At 33.9% G+C, this 20209-nt stretch carries 14 protein-coding genes and 1 tRNA gene; 4 read left to right on the top strand and 11 right to left on the bottom strand.

Features of this window, described 5'->3' with window-relative positions:
* Window positions 1-3 precede the first annotated feature (3 nt).
* The 5 genes from Q0807_RS09975 to Q0807_RS09955 all read right to left on the bottom strand — a co-directional run bounded on the left by Q0807_RS09975 (window position 4) and on the right by Q0807_RS09955 (window position 7569).
* Window positions 4-564, bottom strand: a complete 561-nt coding sequence (locus Q0807_RS09975) for a cytochrome c (protein WP_299109233.1) — start codon at window positions 562-564, stop codon at window positions 4-6.
* A 1-nt stretch (window position 565) separates the two neighbouring features.
* Window positions 566-1105: a DUF3341 domain-containing protein gene (locus tag Q0807_RS09970; RefSeq protein WP_299109231.1), complete on the bottom strand. Its 540-nt coding sequence runs from the start codon at window positions 1103-1105 to the stop codon at window positions 566-568.
* Between the two features lie 8 nt (window positions 1106-1113).
* Entirely contained in the window at window positions 1114-2862 is a 1749-nt protein-coding gene (nrfD, locus tag Q0807_RS09965; protein ID WP_299109228.1) for an NrfD/PsrC family molybdoenzyme membrane anchor subunit, read from the bottom strand.
* Between the two features lie 27 nt (window positions 2863-2889).
* Entirely contained in the window at window positions 2890-6180 is a 3291-nt protein-coding gene (locus Q0807_RS09960; protein WP_299109226.1) for a TAT-variant-translocated molybdopterin oxidoreductase, read from the bottom strand.
* Between the two features lie 102 nt (window positions 6181-6282).
* Window positions 6283-7569: a c-type cytochrome gene (locus tag Q0807_RS09955; RefSeq protein WP_299109346.1), complete on the bottom strand. Its 1287-nt coding sequence runs from the start codon at window positions 7567-7569 to the stop codon at window positions 6283-6285.
* Window positions 7570-7865: 296 nt separating this feature from the next.
* On the opposite strand from Q0807_RS09955, the gene Q0807_RS09950 reads away from it, so the two are divergent.
* Window positions 7866-8246 (top strand): SPOR domain-containing protein, encoded by a 381-nt coding sequence (locus Q0807_RS09950; RefSeq protein WP_299109223.1) that lies wholly within the window; start codon window positions 7866-7868, stop codon window positions 8244-8246.
* Window positions 8247-8360: 114 nt separating this feature from the next.
* Here Q0807_RS09950 and infB read toward each other — a convergent pair whose 3' ends face one another.
* The 3 genes from infB to rimP all read right to left on the bottom strand — a co-directional run bounded on the left by infB (window position 8361) and on the right by rimP (window position 12953).
* Complete coding sequence (gene infB / locus Q0807_RS09945; RefSeq protein WP_299109221.1) at window positions 8361-11156, bottom strand: translation initiation factor IF-2; 2796 nt, start codon at window positions 11154-11156, stop codon at window positions 8361-8363.
* 87 nt (window positions 11157-11243) lie between these two features.
* On the bottom strand, window positions 11244-12476 hold the full coding sequence (gene nusA, locus Q0807_RS09940; protein WP_299109218.1) for a transcription termination factor NusA: 1233 nt from the start codon (window positions 12474-12476) through the stop codon (window positions 11244-11246).
* 12 nt (window positions 12477-12488) lie between these two features.
* Window positions 12489-12953: a ribosome assembly cofactor RimP gene (gene rimP, locus Q0807_RS09935; RefSeq protein ID WP_299109215.1), complete on the bottom strand. Its 465-nt coding sequence runs from the start codon at window positions 12951-12953 to the stop codon at window positions 12489-12491.
* A gap of 156 nt (window positions 12954-13109) precedes the next feature.
* On the opposite strand from rimP, the gene Q0807_RS09930 reads away from it, so the two are divergent.
* Entirely contained in the window at window positions 13110-13934 is an 825-nt protein-coding gene (locus tag Q0807_RS09930) for a universal stress protein (RefSeq protein ID WP_299109212.1), read from the top strand.
* Between the two features lie 223 nt (window positions 13935-14157).
* Here Q0807_RS09930 and Q0807_RS09925 read toward each other — a convergent pair.
* Window positions 14158-14234 (bottom strand) — tRNA-Gln (locus Q0807_RS09925).
* A gap of 150 nt (window positions 14235-14384) precedes the next feature.
* Here Q0807_RS09925 and Q0807_RS09920 point away from each other — a divergent pair.
* Both Q0807_RS09920 and Q0807_RS09915 read left to right on the top strand, forming a co-directional pair.
* The gene (locus tag Q0807_RS09920; RefSeq protein WP_299109210.1) at window positions 14385-17795 is read left to right on the top strand and encodes a DUF2723 domain-containing protein; all 3411 of its coding nucleotides are present in this window, start codon (window positions 14385-14387) and stop codon (window positions 17793-17795) included.
* A 6-nt stretch (window positions 17796-17801) separates the two neighbouring features.
* Window positions 17802-18455 (top strand): polysaccharide deacetylase family protein, encoded by a 654-nt coding sequence (locus Q0807_RS09915; RefSeq protein WP_299109208.1) that lies wholly within the window; start codon window positions 17802-17804, stop codon window positions 18453-18455.
* 10 nt (window positions 18456-18465) lie between these two features.
* Here the strand turns inward: Q0807_RS09915 and Q0807_RS09910 are convergent, their stop codons facing one another.
* Entirely contained in the window at window positions 18466-18762 is a 297-nt protein-coding gene (locus Q0807_RS09910; RefSeq protein ID WP_299109206.1) for a co-chaperone YbbN, read from the bottom strand.
* 175 nt (window positions 18763-18937) lie between these two features.
* Window positions 18938-20167 (bottom strand): metallophosphoesterase, encoded by a 1230-nt coding sequence (locus tag Q0807_RS09905; RefSeq protein WP_299109204.1) that lies wholly within the window; start codon window positions 20165-20167, stop codon window positions 18938-18940.
* Between the last annotated feature and the right edge of the window lie 42 nt (window positions 20168-20209).

Below are 20209 nucleotides of genomic sequence, written 5' to 3'. Positions count from 1 at the left end.
ATCTTACTTTTCTAAATCTGCTTTAAGCTTCTCAACATAAGCAACAACTTGCCAACGCTCATTTTCGTTCAATTGGTTAGCATATGAACCCATTGTGTTTTTACCATAATATAAAGTATGGTAAATACTACCTGTTGTAATTGCCCTTCCAACATCCGCATAACTAGGAACACCTAATATTTTTTCACGTTGAACTAATTTACCTTTTCCATCACCTTTATTACCGTGACAGATTCCACAATAAATATTGTATAATGGTCCACCTACCTCATAATCCACTTGCGTAGAATCTAAAGGACTAATTAAATTAGCCTTTGCAAAAGCATAACCATCATTAGTGTTTTCAATTTCAAATGGCATAAAATCACCTCTTGGAATTGACCCTTCTGCTGGCAACTGTGCTTCTACACCATTACCAAATGCATCAGACTCCTGATACGTCTCATAGCCAATTGACTCATACATATTAGGCATGTATTGATAGTTTCGACTTGAGGTCTTTTGGCAAGACACAAGACTAACCAATACAACTATAACTGCGCTAAATTTCGCTACTGTCTTCATATTAATGTGCATCTTCATTATTATCAACAATATTTATCTCAACTGCTCCTGTCTCTTTCAACAAGTTAGTTAATGATTCTTCATTATTATGAACTGCAATTTCCATTAAAAAATGGTCATCTGTAGTTCTTGGATCAGGATTTTCTGCCTTTTTAAAAGGCCACATTCTACTTCTCATATAGAATGTAATAACCATTAAGTGAGCAGCAAAAAATACTGTAAGTTCAAACATAATAGGCACAAATGCTGGCATATTTTCTAAATAACTAAAGCTCGGCTTACCTCCAATATCTTGAGGCCAATCTTTAATCATTATGAAATTCATCATTACAACAGCAACTGTTAAACCAATACAACCATAAATAAATGCTGTTATTGCTAAACGTGTTGGTGCTAATCCCATTGCCTTATCTAGTCCGTGAACCGGAAAAGGAGTGTATATTTCTTCAATGTGATATTTTTCTGCCTTTACCTTTTTAACGGCTGACATTAATACATCATCATCTGTATAAATAGCATGAATTACTTTCGAAGCTTCCATAGACTATATTAGTTGTTTAATAAGTTTTTAGCTTGTCCTGACCAATCATCACGTTCTGCTCTTCCTGGGAAAGAACCTGTAATTGAATCTAACAAATCATATTCTTTTTTCGTCATTTTACTTACCTGAAGGAAAGTATAAATACCTATACTATTAAGAACTTCTTCCATTTTAGGACCAATTCCATTAACAGTTTTTAAATCATCAGCTGTTTGAGTTGCCGCATCAAATTTACCAATTCCTTCAAATAAGCTATTTAGCTTTTCATCATTATTTTTTGGTAATTCTGCAGGCTTATCTGGAGCAGTTGTAATTGAATTAAAAGCAATAGGTTTAGATGTTCTACTATCAGCACCAGTACCAACTAGGCTATCACCTCGTTCTCTAATGTTTTTATAACGTTCACCTGAAGACTTTAATATTGTTTTAACTTCTGCTTGTGCTATTACTGGGAATGTACGTGAATACAACAAGAATAATACAAAGAAGAATCCTATAGTTCCAATAAAAATACCGATATCAACAAATGTAGGAGAGAACATAGACCAAGATGATGGTAAATAATCTCTATGTAATGATGTTACAATAATTACAAAACGCTCAAACCACATACCAATGTTTACGACAATAGAGATGAAGAATGAGAACATAATACTTGTTCTTAATTTCTTAAACCACATAAATTGTGGAGAGAAAACATTACAAGACATCATTGCCCAATAAGCCCACCAATAAGGACCAGTTGCTCTATTTAAGAATGCATACTGTTCGTATTCTACACCAGAATACCATGCAATAAATAGCTCAGTGATATATGCCACACCTACAATAGAACCAGTAATCATAATTACAATGTTCATTAATTCGATGTGTTGCACTGTAATATAGTCCTCAAGGCTACAAACTTTTCTCATAATAATAAGAAGCGTATTTACCATTGCGAATCCTGAGAATACCGCACCTGCAACGAAATAAGGTGGGAAAATTGTTGTATGCCAACCTGGTATTACTGAAGTAGCAAAATCAAAAGATACAATTGTGTGCACAGAAAGTACTAAAGGTGTTGCTAAACCAGCAAGTACTAAAGACACTTCTTCAAAACGTTGCCAATCTTTCGCTCTACCAGACCAACCGAAACTTACTAAAGAGTAAATTTTCTTTTGAAAAGGTTTAACCGCTCTATCTCTTAACATCGCGAAATCCGGTAATAAACCCGTCCACCAGAAGACTAATGACACAGATAAATATGTAGAAATTGCGAATACATCCCAAAGCAATGGTGAGTTAAAGTTTACCCACAATGAACCAAATTGATTAGGAATTGGTAATACCCAATATGCTAACCATGGACGACCCATGTGAATAATTGGAAATAAACCTGCTTGGACTACAGAGAAAATTGTCATTGCTTCAGCAGAACGGTTAATTGCCATTCTCCATTTTTGACGGAATAATAATAGTACTGCAGAAATTAATGTTCCTGCATGACCAATACCAACCCACCAAACGAAGTTAGTAATATCCCAAGCCCAGTTTACAGTCTTGTTAAGACCCCAAACTCCAATACCCGTAGATACTGTATAAATAATACAACCTATTCCCCAAAGGAATGCTACCAAAGCAATACTGAAAACAATCCACCATGCTCTGTTGGCTTTGCCTTCAACTGGTCTTGCTACATCAACTGTAACATCGTGATACGATTTTTCTCCAGTTACTAAAGGTCTTCTAATAGGTGCTTCGTAATGAGACGCCATAATTATATACTTGTTTCTTTAATTATTTTATGCTTTTGATGTGTTTCTCACTTTTGTCTGATAGATAACATTAGGTTTTGTCCCAACACTTTCTAACAAGTGATACATACGATCATCTTCTTTTAATGCAGTAATCTTACTGTCTTTATCATTAACATCTCCAAAAATCATAGCTCCATTTCCACATGCTGCAGAACAAGCTGTTTGGAATTCCCCATCTTTAACTAAACGACCTTCACGTTTAGCATCTAAAATTGTTTTTTGTGTTTTTTGAATACACATAGAACATTTTTCCATAACACCACGAGAACGAACAGTTACATCTGGATTTAATACCATGCGACCTAAATCGTCATTCATGTAATAATCAAACTCATCGTTCTTATTATATAAGAACCAGTTAAAACGACGTACTTTATAAGGACAGTTGTTAGCACAATATCTCGTACCTACACAACGGTTATAAGCCATGTGGTTTTGACCTTGACGACCATGAGCAGTTGCTGCAACAGGACAAACTGTTTCACAAGGTGCATGGTTACAATGTTGACACATTACAGGTTGAAAAGCCACTTGTGGATTATCAGCAGGATTTTCCATCTCACCAAAACCTCCTAAAGAACCATTGTCACCAAATAAGCCATTGAAACCCTCTTTTTTAGCATCGTCAGCTTCAAATGTTTCTTGATGAGAATAGTATCTATCAATACGCAACCAGTGCATATCTCTACTACGTCTCATTTCAGATTTACCAACTACAGGTACATTGTTTTCAGCATGACATGCAATAACACATGATCCACAACCTGTACATGCATTTAAATCAATTGATAAGTTGAAGTGATGACCAATTGAACGGTCAAATTCATCCCATAAATCAACCTCTGATTCAGTTACCTTTACAGGATTATGATTTAAAGACACTACAGGAACTTTATTCCATCCGTGCTTTTTATCTTCTCTATCGTAAGTATTAAATATTTCTAAAGTCGTTTCTTTAATAATGTCACCACGACCCATTAAAGTATTGTGCAACTGTACACAAGCAAACTCATGTTCACCAACAGCTTTTTCAATAGACACACTTTGTACTGAATTGAAATTTTGGTATAATGGATAAGCATTAACACCTGTTTTCATTTCATCTTTTAAAGCCTTAGACGTTCTTCCAAAACCAAATGACAATCCTACAGACCCTTTTGCTTGACCCGGTTGAATAATTACTGGTACTGTAATCGCTTCTGCTCCATTTACTGAAACTTTAGCGTAGCTACCATTTAAACCACCATTTGCAACATTCCAATTTTTTAATTCTAATTTATCAGCATCAGCTTGAGATACCGTTAAATAGTTATCCCAAGTTGTTCTTGTTATCGGGTCAGGAAACTCTTGTAACCAAGGGTTATTAGCTTGTTGGCCATCACCCATTCCTGTTTTAGTATAAAGTGACAACTCCATACCTTCAGAAACCTTTGTTTTAGCTAAAGCTAATGCTGCAGCTCCTCCAGTCAATACTGAACTTACATCCGCATTACTACTCCCTGTATTATTTACTGTTGTAGACGTCGTACTAGTAACATACTCATCTTTATCTTCATCTTTGATACCAACTCCTACAGCAACATCATGTATAACACCACCTAAAAACGTTCTATCTTTTTTATCTTTTAATTCTGTAGAAGAAGAATCAATCGTTGATGACGAACCATTTGAACTACTACCACTTCCAGCAGTACGTGTTACAAATACTCCATCTTGAACTGCTTTATTAAATGAAGCTCCATTTAAAATATCCTTAGTCCAAACAGATTTTAAATAATCTCTATAAGAACATGTAGAACCAGTCCAACTCATTAACACTTCCTGAAACTGCTTAGTATCAAATAAAGGACGAATTGTTGGCTGCATCATAGAATAATGACCAGTCTTTAATTCATAATCTCCCCAAGATTCTAAGTTATGAGGTGTAGCAGCGATGTACTGACAAATTGTAGACGTTTCATCTTGCTTCATTGAAAAAGCAACCGATAATTCCGTTTTAGCCAATCCTTCTTTAAAATCTGAAGCATTTGGCAACGTGTAAACCGGATTCACCCCGTCCATAATAATAGCTCCAACTTTTCCAGCTTTCATATCAGCTACTAACTGAGAAACAGCTTTATCACTACCTTGTCTTGTGTTTATAGTTGTACTAGGATCAAATGCTGCACTTCTAAGATATGCATTAATCTCTAATACAGTTGTCTGAGCATTTACATCTTGAACCCCTGTTACAACAACACCATTTCTACCAGCTAAACTTAACTCTTTAGCTGCTGCTTTTACTGCTGCATCTAATCCTTCAGTAAGCTTTACACCTCCTGCAGAATTCCCAGTTACTTCACTATATAATTTAGCTAAAACTAATTTTTGTTGACTTGGTGTTAATGGCACACGCTTATCTGCATTTGCACCAGTTAATGACATATTAGATTCAAACTGAATATGTCTAGACATTTTACCATGATCAGGAATACGCTTTGCTGCATAACCAGAATCAAAACCTCCACCTTGCCAATCTCCTAAGAAATCAGCTCCAATAGAAACAATCGTTTTAGCTTTAGAGAAATCGTAATTAGCCATTCCTCTTCTTCCGTACTTAGCTTGGTAAGCATCTAAAGTTGCAGATTCTGAAACCGCATCATAAGCAACATGTGTGACGTTGCCATACTTAGCTTTAAACTCTGCAATTAATTTATGAGTAGAAGGACTTGGTATTGATTGCGTTAACAATACAATAGACTTACCATTTAGTCCTTTTAATGTTGAAGTTGTTTCAGACATAAAAGTCTCCCAAGAGATTTTCGAATCACCTTTCATTGGTGCCTTTACTCTTAGATTATCATACAACCCTAAAACTGAAGCATTAACTCTCGCATTTGCTATTCCGTTGGTAGAAGCATCCGTGTTATTTTCAATTTTAATTGGTCGCCCTTCTCTTGTCTTTACTAAAACACTAGCAAAATCAAATCCATTTGCAATCGTAGTTGCATAATAATTTGCCACACCTGGAATAATTTCCGTTGGTTGAACAATATAAGGTATTGATTTAATCACTGGTCCTTCACAAGCCGCTAAAGAAGCTGCTGCAGTACTAAAACCAACGTATTTTAAGAAATCACGACGCGAAGTAGACGAAGACTCTAACGACTCTTTATCTCCCAAAAACTCATCTGTAGGAATCTCTTCCACAAACTCGTTTTGTTGTAGCGCCTCAACAATAGAGCTATTCTCGTTTAGCTCTTCAACACTTTTCCAGTATTTCTTGTTTGATGACATAGTGTTTATTTATGATTTTTTTGACTTACGATTAACAATATCTAATGAGCTACTAGCTTATTAAATTCGGCTTACCGTATTTCTTTAAATTTATTCTTTTTATTAATAATGACACTTACCACATTCTAAACCACCCATTTGTGCTGCAGTTAACTGCTCAACACCATACTTTTTAGATAGTTCTTCGTGAATTTTAGTGTAATATGCGTTATCCTTAACTTTTACGTCAGTTTCTCTGTGACAGTTAATACACCAACCCATTGTTAATGGAGCGTGTTGATACATAATTTCCATTTCTTCAACTGGACCATGACAAGTTTGACACTCAATACCACCAACAGTTACGTGTTGTGAGTGATTAAAGTATGCAAAGTCTGGTAAATTATGAATACGAATCCATTTTACTGGCTGAGACTCTCCAGTATAACCAGTTCCATCCCATCCAATTGCATCGTATAATTTTTGAATTTCAGCATTATAATTAACTCCAAACTCTTCACCTTCAGCTAAAGTTTCTGGTGCTACTTCTGATATAGACTTATGACAATTCATACATACATTTAAAGAAGGAATGCCTGAAGTCTTACTTACTCTTGCAGAAGAGTGACAATATTTACAATCAATACCGTTATCACCTGCATGAATTCTATGTGAATAATGTATTGGCTGAACCGGCTCGTAACCCTGATCTACACCAACCTGCATTAAATAACCATAAACAAAATAACCACTAGCAAGCAAAAAGAATATTGCAGTAACTAGTACTAAGAATTGATTTTGAGCAAACGCTTTCCATAATGGTGTTCTTTTGTTTTCCGTAACAACGTCTAAACCTTTTGCTTCAGCAAAACGATCTAATGTACGTTTCACTAATACTAATGCCATTGCCAATAGAGCAAACAATAAAGCTAAAGCTCCAAGAATTAGATTATTTGAAACTCCTCCTTGTTCTCCAGAGGCCTCGCCAGTCGTCTTTTCAACAACAACAGGTGCGGGAGCCGGAGCAGCAGTATAAGCTAAAATATCGGAGATATCCGTATCACTCAACTGAGGAAAAGGCGTCATGGCAACACCGTTATAATCACTATACACTTTGTTAGCATACGCATCACCAGATTTGATTAGCGCAGAACTATTTCTAATCCAAGACGTCAACCACTCTCTATCTAAACCTTGCTCATCGGCTAATCTTGCTTCTATATTACGTAGAGCAGGACCAGTCATTGGCTTATCCAATTTGTGACATGCCGCACAATTAGAATTAAAAAGTGATTTTCCATTAGCTGGATCACCTTCTTGAGCAATAAGAGAAGTTGAAAACGTAAGTAAAAGTACAATACAAAGACTATATATCTTTGAGGTTAAACCACAGTAAATCACCTGTTTCATATTATAATTTGGATTATCTTCTAAACTTTGGTACGATTTTTTCATTAAAAATTTGAAAAAAGATGTTTTTAAAAACTCAGGCAAAAGTAACATTTAAAGTGGATTTTGGAAATCTTAGAGAACTGTTAATATATAATTTATACCAATTCTAAATAATAAGGATTAAAAATTTTATGAGTGAATATTCGTTAGATATCCATCGACATATTGAAGTGCAATTGATTACATATAGAATCTGAATAAAAAATTTTACTTCTTTCACTGAATACTATACCTTTGCCATTAAATAATATTACATGAAAATTAACAAAAAAACTATATACCTTATTCTTTTAGGGTTCTCACTTACATTATCTATTAATGCACAAGAAGGTAAAATAAACGTCACTCAAGATAGCGATATAGATAAACTATTAGAATACAAAAAGGATATTAAAACGTCTAAGACTTACACTATACAAGTTTACAATAGTACAGATCCAGATAAGGCTAAAAGAGAAAAATCTAATTTCCTAAATTCTTACAACGAATGGAAAGTAGAAATCGTTTGGAATACACCTAACTATAAAGTTTGGGTCGGGAATTTTGCTACACGACTTGAAGCTGATCGTGCTTGGGTAAAAATCAGAAAGAAATACATGAATGCTAATGTTATTCAACCAAGATTAGATAAGTAATCTTTTCTTCTTAAAAAAAACTGATTATTCAACAATTGAATTTTATTTTAAAACATAAAAAAACCGACAAGTATTTGTCGGTTTTTTTATATCTATTGAATTAATAACTTCTTATTACTTCAACTTTTTCTTTACTTCTACTTCTTGGAATGCTTCAATTACATCACCAATTGCAATATCATTGTAACCTTTAATCTGCATACCACAATCGTATCCTTTAGCTACTTCTCTAACGTCATCTTTAAATCGTTTTAAAGCTTCAAGCGTACCAGTATGAACAACTACACCATCTCTAATAATACGGATTCCAGAATTTCTAAAGATTTTACCGTTCATTACCATACAACCAGCAATATTACCAACTTTAGATACTTTAAATATTTCTCTAATTTCAGCAGTACCTGTAACTTCTTCTTTCACCTCTGGAGACAACATACCTTCCATAGCGTCTTTAAGATCGTTAATCGCTGCATAGATAATAGAATAAGTTCTAATATCGATTTCTTCCTTGTCTGCAATCATTCTTGCATTTCCAACAGGACGAACATTAAACCCAACTATAATAGCATCTGAAGCTGTTGCTAATAACACATCACTTTCTGTAATGGCACCAACACCCTTATGTATAATATTAACCTGGATTTCTTCAGTTGATAATTTTTGGAATGAATCCGTTAATGCTTCCACAGAACCATCAACATCACCTTTAAGAATTATATTTAACTCTTGGAAATCTCCAAGTGCAATACGTCTTCCTATTTCATCTAATGTAATATGACGTTGTGTTCTAACAGATTGTTCACGTTGTAACTGCGTACGTTTTGTTGCAATTTGTTTCGCTTCACGCTCGTCTTCAAAAACATTAAATTTATCACCTGCTTGAGGTGCTCCATCTAAACCTAGTATAGATACTGGAGTTGCAGGACCAGCTACAGCAACATCGTGCCCTCGCTCATCTTGCATCGCTTTTACTTTACCACTATTTTTTCCTGCTAAAACATAATCACCAACTTTTAAAGTACCTGCTTGTACTAATATAGTTGATACATATCCTCTACCCTTATCTAAATAAGCTTCTACAACTGTTCCGCTAGCCGCTTTATTAGGATTAGCTTTTAATTCTAACAATTCAGCTTCAAGCAATACTTTTTCAAGTAATTCTTTGACACCTGTTCCTACTTTCGCAGAGATATCATGAGACTGAATTTTTCCACCCCAATCCTCTACTAACAGATTCATTTGTGCCAACTGCTCTTTTACCTTTTCAGGGTTTGCATCTGGCTTATCAATTTTATTTATCGCAAATACGATAGGAACGCCTGCAGCTTGCGCATGTGAAATAGCCTCTTTTGTTTGTGGCATTATAGCATCATCGGCAGCTACAACAATAATTGCGATGTCAGTAACTTGAGCACCACGAGCACGCATGGCAGTAAATGCCTCGTGACCTGGTGTATCTAAAAATGCTATTTTTTGACCATCTGCCAATTCTACACCATATGCACCAATGTGCTGTGTAATTCCACCAGACTCTCCTGCGATTACATTTTCTTCACGTATATAATCTAGTAAAGATGTTTTACCATGATCTACGTGACCCATTACAGTAACGATTGGAGCTCTTGGTTTTAAATCTTCTGGCTTATCTTCAACTTCTTCAATAGACTCTTCAATACCTGCAGTAATAAACTCAACATCATAACCAAACTCTTCAGCTACAATAGTTAATGTTTCTGCATCAAGTCTTTGGTTCATGGTTACCATCATACCAAGAGACATACATGCTGAAATAACTTGCGTTACACCAACCTCCATCATCGTAGCAATTTCACTAACAGTTACAAACTCTGTAACTTTAATAGTTTTACTTTCTGCTGCAGCGATTTCCTGATCAATTTCAGTTTGTTCTCTGTGTTGATCTCTCTTATCTCTTCTGTATTTAGCACCTTTACCTTTATTAGATTTACCCTGTAATTTCTCAAGGGTTTCTCTAATTTGTTTCTTTACATCTTCTTCTGTTGGCTCTTCTTTGACCACTTTTGGTCTAGCAGCATTACCACCTCTTCCTTTTCCACCTCTTCTATTATCGAAGTTAGGTTTCCCTGCAGTATCATTTCCTCCTTTACTAATTCTACGCCTCTTACGTTTATTAGCATCGCCAGAACCTGCTGGTTTAACTTCTTTCTTCTTTTTAGGTTTATTAAACTGAGATAAATCAATTTTTTTACCTGTAATATTTGGTCCAGAAAGTTTTTTATATTGTGTCTTTAAAGTCTCTTCTATTGGTGCAGTTGGCTTAGCTGGTGCCTCTTCTTTTTTAGGAGCTTCTTTCGCTTTAGGCTTTTCAACTTTTTCAGTTTTCTCTACCTTTTCTACTTTAGCTACCTTTTCCGTTGTTTCAACCTTCTCAGTCTTCGCTGTCTTCTCAGTTTCTTCAACTTTTTCAACCTTCTTAGGTTCCTCTTTAGGCTTTTCAACTTCCTTCTTAGGAACTTCAACTTTAGGGGTTTCCTTAACCTCAGGAGCTTTAGGAGTTTCCTCTTTTACTGTTTTAGGTTTCTTGTCTAAATCAATTTTACCAACTTGTTTTGGTCCACTTAATTCAGCTTTTGCCTTAACAACAGCTTCTCTTTCGGCTTTAAGTTTTTGCTTTTCCTCAATTTCGCGCTCTCTTTGTTCACGAAGCTCCTCTTTTTCCTTAAGTTTTGCTTCACTAACCTCCTGAGCTTTTTCACGTTTAGATGCATCCGTCTGAAATTCATCAGAAAGTGTATTGTAAACTTCTTGCGAAATTTTAGTATTAGGGCTTTTCTCTATCTCAACGCCTTTGGATTCTAAAAAATCCACAGCACGATCTATTGAGATATTTAATTCCCTTAATACTTTATTTAATCTTGTCATTTGAGCCATAAACTGCCTGTAAAATACTTAAATATATGTTATACCAAATCAACTTCAAAATGAAATTTAAAATTCATTCTAATTTTAACTGATATTTTAATCTTCAAATTCTTCTTTTAGAATTCTGATAACGTCTAAAATCGTTTCTTCTTCTAAATCTGTACGCTTCACTAAATCGTTAACGTCTTGTTCTAAAATACTCTTAGCTGTATCTAAACCAGCCTTGCTAAATTCTGAAATTACCCAGCTCTCAATCTCATCTGAGAATTCCTTTAATTCTACATCTTCTTCGGCACCTTCTCTAAACACATCAATTTCGTAACCTGTTAATTGACCAGCCAAACGAATGTTGTGACCACCTCTACCAATAGCTTTAGAAACTTCTTCTGGTTTTAATAATACCTCAGCACGCATGTTTTCTTCATCTAACTTTAAAGATGTTACTCTAGCCGGACTTAATGCTCTTGTTACAAAAAGCTGAACATTGTTTGTGTAGTTAATAACATCAATATTCTCATTTCCTAATTCTCGTACAATTCCGTGAATTCTAGAACCTTTCATACCTACACAAGCACCAACAGGATCAATTCTATCATCGTAAGAATCTACCGCTACTTTTGCTTTTTCACCAGGAATACGCACTACTTTTTTAACTGTAATTAAACCATCGAAAACTTCTGGTATCTCTTGTTCAAATAATTTCTCAAGAAATACAGGCGACGTTCTAGACATTATAATCGCAGGCTTACTTCCTTTTAGCTCTACACTTTCTATAATTCCTCTTACATTTTCTCCTTTTCTAAAGAAATCTGAAGGAATTTGTTTGTCCTTTGGAAGTATAATTTCATTACCATCATCATCTAACAATATTATTGCTCTGTGGCGAATGTGATGAACTTCTGCTGTATAAATTTCACCTTCAAGATCTTTAAAGTGCTTGTAGATGTTAGTATTATCGTGCTCATGAATCTTAGAAATTAAATTCTGTCTTAATGCTAAGATTGAACGTCTTCCTAAATCAATTAATTTTACTTCTTCCGCAACATCTTCACCAACTTCAAAATCTGGCTCTATTTTCTGAGCTTCAGACAATGCTATTTCTTGATTTGGTTCTTCAACCTCTCCATCTGCAACTACAATACGGTTTCTCCAGATTTCTAAATCTCCTTTATCTGGATTTATAATAATATCAAAATTATCGTCATCACCATACTTCTTCTTCAACGCATTACGCAATACGTCTTCAAGAATTGCCATTAGCGTAACTCTATCTATTGATTTGTCGTCTTTAAATTCTGAAAATGAATCAATTAACGCTATATTCTCCATGATTGATATGAATTAAAATTTTATTTTAACTTTTGCTTCCTTAATATTTTCAAATGCAACAGTTGCTGTTTTAGTTACTGTTACTTTTCCTTTTCCCACAGGTTTTGGTTCTCTTGCTTTCCAGCTTAAAACCACATCTTGTTCATTTACTTCCTTAAGTTCTCCTTCTAAATTTTGACTATCTAAAGTCTTAATCTCTAAATTTCTACCAATATGTTTTGTGTACTGTCTTGGTAATACTAAAGGTGTTGCTGCTCCGGATGATAAAACCTCTAAAGAAAAATCATGCTCATCTTTATCAATATTATGCTCAATAGCTCTACTAATAAACATGCAATCTTCTACCAAAACGCCATTATCACCATCGATAACAACCTTAACGGCATTGTCTCCAGAAACACTAAAATCTATTAAGAACAAATCTAGTCTTTCTTTTAATGCTACTTGTAATAAGTCTTCTACTATTTTCTTAAACATTTCTTGATATAAAAAGAGAGGACTTTTCGTCCTCTCGCTTATTTATTTTTAGTAAATAACGGTGCAAATATACGATATTTATATTAAAGTACCTAAGCTTCCTAATGTGGAATTATTTTCTTAAATTTATTGAGACTAATATAAACCAATCGATATATGAATAAAATTCTAGTTCCAACAGATTTTTCTGAACAAGCCGGAAACGCACTTAAGGTAGCTGCAATGCTCGCCAAGACCCATAATGCTGAAATATACTTATTACACATGATGGAGATTCCGTTGCAACAAACTGACCAAGGCAGCACACAAAGTGATATTCCGGAAACTTTATTTTTTATGAAATTAGCTCAAAAAAGATTTGCAAATCTTATGGCTGAAGATTACTTAGAAGGTATTACTGTTCATGAAACCTTAAAAGCTGACATTACATTTAATGAAATTAAAGATGCTTGTAAAGAGTTTGATATTGATTTGATTGTAATGGGTTCTCATGGCTCTTCTGGACTAATGGAAATGTTTGTAGGTTCTAACGCAGAAAAAGTGGTAAGAACATCTGAAGTACCAGTTTTAGTAATAAAAAATGAACACACTAGTTTTAACGTCTCTGATTTTGTGTTTGCTTCGGATTTTAAAAATGACAACAAAGAAACCTACAAGCAAGCTGTTAAGTTTGCAAAAGCATTCAATGCAAAAATCCATTTGCTCTTAGTAATTACATCGAGCAACTTTATGACTACTTATGAAGCAAATTCTCGAATTAAGGACTTTATCTCTGGACAGGATTTTAATAATTACACTATCACTATACATAACGACACTACTGTAGAACACGGCATTTTAAATGTTTCCAAAGACATTAATGCAGATTTAATAGGTATTAGCACACATGGTAGACAAGGTATAGCACATTTCTTTAACGGCAGTATTAGCGAAGATTTAGTAAACCATGCTAAACGACCAGTTATTACCTTTAAAATATAATTTCGAATATTCGGTATATTAGAAGAACACAGACTTTAAAAGACATCGAAGAGCTATTTAAAACCATGGAAATTTAAAAAATCCTAATCAAATTGATTAGGATTTTTATTTCAATTGCTTGCTGAGTTCCTTACCTAAAACAGAGATAAACTGATTAATATCAATAGTTTTCATGTTAAAAACAAAAAAAACCTAATCAAATAAATGATTAGGTTTTAAATTTTGGTTGGCCTACTAGGTTTCGAACCTAGACTCTTCTGTACCAAAAACAGATGTGTTAGCCAGTTACACCATAGGCCAATCTTTCAATTGAGGCTGCAAATTTAATACAAAGTTTGAGTTAGACAAAAAAAAATGAAAAAATATTTAAAAATACTTAACGTTAACTTAAAAACGTAGGCGTTTATGTAATAATTAGTAAATTCGCCTGCATTATTAAGCAAGGTTTTCATGACAGATTTTAACTTTAAAAAGTGGAACAACATTTTAGGATGGTTTGTTTTTGCAGTAGCAGTAGTAGTTTACGGACTTACTATAGAACCAACAGTGAGTTTTTGGGATGCTGGAGAATATATTTTAACCTCATCTAAATTACAAGTTGGTCACCCACCAGGAGCACCATTATTTCAAATGTTTGGCGCATTTTTCTCCATTTTTGCGTTAGAACCTTCGCAAATTGGTATGATTTTGAACATGATGAGCGGTGTTGCCAGCGCATTTACCATTCTTTTTATGTTTTGGACTATTAGTTTACTTTTAGTTAAACTAGTTAAATACAATAAAGACGATAGCCCAAGCAAAGCCTATGCTATTTTAGGAAGTGCTTTAGTTGGTAGTTTAGCATTTACGTTTACAGATTCATTTTGGTTTAATGCTGTTGAAACGGAAGTTTACGCAATGGCTACCTTAATAATGGCTGTTCTGTTTTATTTAGGTTTACGCTGGGAACAAGAAATGAATGAACCTAGAGGAAATCGTTGGTTAATACTTATTGCTTTTGTAATAGGGCTTTCTTTTGGTGTTCACTTTATGGGTCTATTAACCATACCAGCCATTGGTCTTCTTTACTATTTTAAGAACTACAAAACTATTACTGTAAAGAATTTTATTTTAGCAAACATAGCATCTGCTGCAATTCTACTATTTATATTTAAATTATTACTACCATCTACACTTAAGCTCTTCGGTTATTTAGAAGTATTTTTTGTGAATTCAATAGGCTTGCCATTTAATTCTGGTACAATTATCACAGGCTTAATGGTTATAGGTTTGTTCTATTTTGGCTTAAATTTTACAAGAAAAAAAGGCTACAAGCACATCAATACATTAGTACTTAGCTTAATGTTTATTTTTATTGGTTTCTCATCTTGGATGATGTTACCTATACGTGCCAATGCGCAAGTAGTTATTAATGAAAATAATCCTTCGGATGCTCGAGAACTTTTAGCTTATTATAATTTAGAACAATATCCAGAAACACATTTATTCTACGGACCACAATTTACTGAAGCTTATTCTGGCGCAGACGAAGATGAACCCTTTGTTGATGATAAGAAAAATTATGAGCGTGATGAAGAAGCTGGCGAATACGTTATTATTAATGATTGGGAGAAAAGTAAGCAGAACTACAACCATGAGCATGCTTCAATTTTACCAAGAATGTGGAGCTCAGAGCATGCAGAAAATTACATGATGTTTACTGGGTTAATTCAATTTAAAGCGGACCCAACATTACAAACACGCGCATACAATGAAGCCATGAATGCTGGTTTATCAGAAGAACAAGCAGGTCAGTATGCATTACAAGAAAAACTACAAATTGACCAGTTAGTTAACGATTTTAAAATGCGTGTTGCTAATGGAGAAATGGATTATGAGGATTATAATCAGTTTTTAAGTCGTTATGGTCAACAATATTTAGAAATAGAAAAACCTTCTTTTATAGATAACACCATGTACATGTTTCAATACCAATTTGGTTATATGTATTGGCGTTATTTTATGTGGAATTTTACAGGAAGACAAGATGATATCCAAGGAAAATATACGCATGAAAATGGGAACTGGATTTCTGGAATTAACGCAATTGACGAGTTACATTTAGGTATGTCTCAAGACAACTTACCTACTGATGTATTAGAAAACAAAGCGAGAAACACCTATTACTTTTTGCCTCTTATTTTAGGACTAATAGGTTTCTTTTTCTTAATGTATTCTGACTTAAAACGTTTTTGGGTTTTACTAGTATTCTTTTTACTGACTGGTTTAGCAATTCAATTTTACACCAATGTAAGACCTTTTGAACCTCGTGAAAGAGATTATTCTGTAGTAGGCTCATTCTATGTATTTGCTATTTGGATTGGCTTTGGTGTTTATGCCATTTATGATTTATTAAAATCAAGTTTTAAAACGAAGTTATTAGCACCAGTTATTACTCTGGTTTGCATTGTCATTGTTCCTGGAGTTCTGGCTGCAAACAACTGGGATGACCATGATCGTTCTGGTAAATACACTACAAACGCTATGGCTCGCAAATACTTAGAGTCTTGCGGACCAAACGCTATTTTATTTACTATTGGAGATAATGACACGTTCCCATTATGGTACTTGCAAGAAATTGAAGGTGTTCGTAGAGATGTACGCGTCATCAATACAAGTCTATTTCAAACAGATTGGTACATTGACCAAATGAAACGTAAGGCGTATGATAGTGACCCAATTCCGTCGCAACTTACACACAAGCAATATCGTGGTGGCACAAGAGATGTTGTTGCTTATAAAGAAATTAACGAAAGTATTGCCAGAGATACCTTAGACATAAAACAATTTATGGACTTTGTCTCTAGTGAAAAACCAAATACTAAAGTAAAATTTGTTGTTGAAAACCAAGGTGATGACCCTAACCGTTATCCAAAGCACTTGCTAAATTCTAACTACTATCCAACACGAAATATTAGTATTCCTGTAAACAAGGAAATGGTATTAAAAAATGGTATAGTAAAACCTAAAGATGCTGATTTAATTGTAGACAATCTTTATACTAGAATAAGTGGAGGATACCTATATAAAAACCGCCTTTTAATGTTAGATATTCTTGCTAATAACAATTGGGAACGACCAATATATTTTACAGGAGGTGCTTTTGGAGCTGAAGACTATGTATGGCTAAAAGATTATCTTCAACTTGATGGTATGTGTTACAAACTTGTTCCTATTAAAACAGCAGTAGACAAAGCTAATCCTTATGATATGGGAAGAGTTGACCCAGACTTAATGTATGATATGGTTAAGAACTGGAAATGGGGAGGAAGTGGTGAAGACATGTATTACGACATTGAAACGAGAAGAAACGGTATTACTTACAGAGGAAATTTAGCACGTTTAATTGAGCAACTCATCAATGAAGATAAATTAGACAAAGCAGAAGAAATTGCAGACATAGCAATGGAAAAAATGCCAGTTGATAAGTTTGGATTTTATTCACTTCTTGAACCTTATGTAAGCGCTTATTATGAAGTTGGTAATAAAGAAAAAGGACGTGCATTATATAAAGATGTGGCTAAAAAGTATCAAGAAAACTTAGCTTATTATAGTAGCCTACCGTTAAAAGACCAAGATCGCGTAGTAGGTGAAGACATATATATGGACATTCAACGTTATAGGTCATTAATTGATATTTTAGTTATCTACAATGATCAGGACTTTGCGTTACAAGAAACTAAAACATTCAATAGTTACCTAAGTATGTTTGATGATTTAATGGAGCTTTATGGAAATGGAGAAGCTACTACAGAACCAGAAGATGTAGATATTCAACGTGCTATAAAAGATACCGTTGAGATGATTACGCCAGAGAATTAATAGAGTATGCAGATTATTCCAGCTAAAACGCCAGACTTTGTAAAAACATTGTTCCCAAATTTTATCTGGAATATCAATACCAATAATAAAGAAATATTCTTAACCTTTGATGATGGTCCGACACCAGAAATTACAAATTGGGTTTTAGAAACATTAAAAGCATACAATGCAAAAGCTACCTTTTTTTGTACTGGAAATAATATTGAAAAGCATCCTCTAGTTTTTAAAAATATTATTGAAGAAGGCCATACTATAGGCAATCACACTTATAATCATTTAAAAGGCTGGAAACATAAAACGAACACCTATTTAGAAGATATAAAGAAAACTCAAGAGTTAATAGATTCAAAATCCGAAAGGCATCAACATACAAGCTTAAATCTATTTCGTCCACCTTATGGCAAGATTAAATCTAAACAAAGTAAGCAAACACTAGCTTTAGGTTATAAAATTATAATGTGGGACGTTTTGTCTTATGATTGGGACATTGCTGTAACAGAAAAACGCTGTTTAGAAAATGTTATATCTACAGCAAAAGAAGGTAGTATTATTGTGTTTCATGATAGCGTAAAAGCATCACGAAATTTAAAATATGCACTTCCCAAAGTTTTAGAATATTATAACGAAAAGGGTTATAGCTTTCTGAGTATAGCTGGATAGGTTGTATTCCTTAAACGAATTCTTGAATAATTTCAATTAAAGTGTTAGCATCTTGTTTACCACTATGACGCCATTTCATTTCACCATTTTTGTAAATTATTAAGGTTGGCAAACCTTTTACCCTTAAAGCTTCTGCGAGTTCTCTATTTTTATCAACATCAATTTTAATCACTTTAACTTTGTCACCTAAACCGGCTGCAACATCTCTAAGGATATGATGCATGGCATTAGAATCTTCGTTTAATTCTGTATAAAAATCCAGAAGCACTGGAATTTCAACATCTATTAATTCACCAAATTTTGACATATGTTTTTAGTTTTGGTCTGATAAATAAGCACTACATTATTTCGTTATATCTTGACGATTAAATGGTATAACAAGAGTACATATCTTATAAAAATAAGCAATTCTTTGCAATTATACCAATTTGAATATGTAATGTTCAATTCAGAAATTGAATTATGATTTACTTAGCTTGGTATTAAACTGGTTTAGAACCTTTTTTAAGCTCAATCACTGTAATTTCTGGCCAAATACCAACACGTCCTGGATAACCCAAATAGCCAAATCCTCTGTTTACATTAATGTGTTGACCCAATTCTGTATAAATACCTGCCCAATGTTTATATCGCCATTTTGAAGGACTCCATTTTATCCAACCCGGAATTTCAATTCCAAATTGCATGCCATGCGTGTGACCACTTAAAGTTAAATGGTAGTGATATGGATCGTCAATAACTTTTGCTTCCCAATGGCTTGGGTCGTGAGACATTAAGATTTTAAAATCGTCTGATTGAATGTTTTCAGAAGCTTTTTCCAAACTTCCTGCTTTTTTAAATCCACCTTTTCCCCAATTTTCTACACCTACTAAAGCCAATCTCTGATTATCTTTTTCAAGGAATCGACTTTCATTAAGCAATAAATCGAATCCAATATCTTTCTGAATTTGTTTTAAATCTTCGAGGTTTTGATGCTTAGCTTCAGGTGTATCCCAATCTACATAATCACCATAATCATGATTACCCAAAACGGAATACTTTCCATCTTTAGCCTTTAATCTTCCAAAGGTATCTTTCCAAGGTAACATTTCAGAGGCTTTATTATTGACCATATCACCTGTAAACAAAAGCACATCTGATTTCTGTTCGTTAATTAAATCTACAGCATATTCTATTTTTTCTTTGTTATCAAAACTACCAGAGTGAATATCACTTATCTGAGTAATTCTATAACCATCAAAGGCTTCTGGTAGATCTTCAAAATGTAGTGTATAATTAAGAACTCTAAAATTATATTTACCTCTAAACATACCATATAATAAAGAAGAAAAAGGAATTGCTGCTAAACCTAAGGCAACCTGACTCACAAATTTTCTTCGAGACGGCATATGGAATTCATCACCTTTAGTAGTTACTTTTTCATATAAACCAATAGCACCTCTAATAATATCTTCTCCAAATAAAATAGGCAATAACACCAAATTAAAAGCCATAAAGGAAAGTAAAAAGCCAAAAGCATAACTTTTATGAACCGTTAAAACACGACCTTCATTACCTAAAGTAAATTGAATAATAAAATTTCCGACTACAACTAATGCTACAGCAAAAAACAAGTAATAAACCCATGGTTGTTTAGTAACCGTTTTAATGGCTTGAAAACCGTAAAGAGTAAGTATTATAAAACTAATAGCAAATAGTATCCAGCGAATCATCTCATTAATTTAAGATCACAAATTTAAGAATATGTTAAGCGA

This window comes from uncultured Winogradskyella sp. (genome assembly GCF_947495255.1).
In the GTDB taxonomy this organism is placed as follows: domain Bacteria; phylum Bacteroidota; class Bacteroidia; order Flavobacteriales; family Flavobacteriaceae; genus Winogradskyella.
This window is presented reverse-complemented; position numbering and strand designations above follow the sequence as displayed.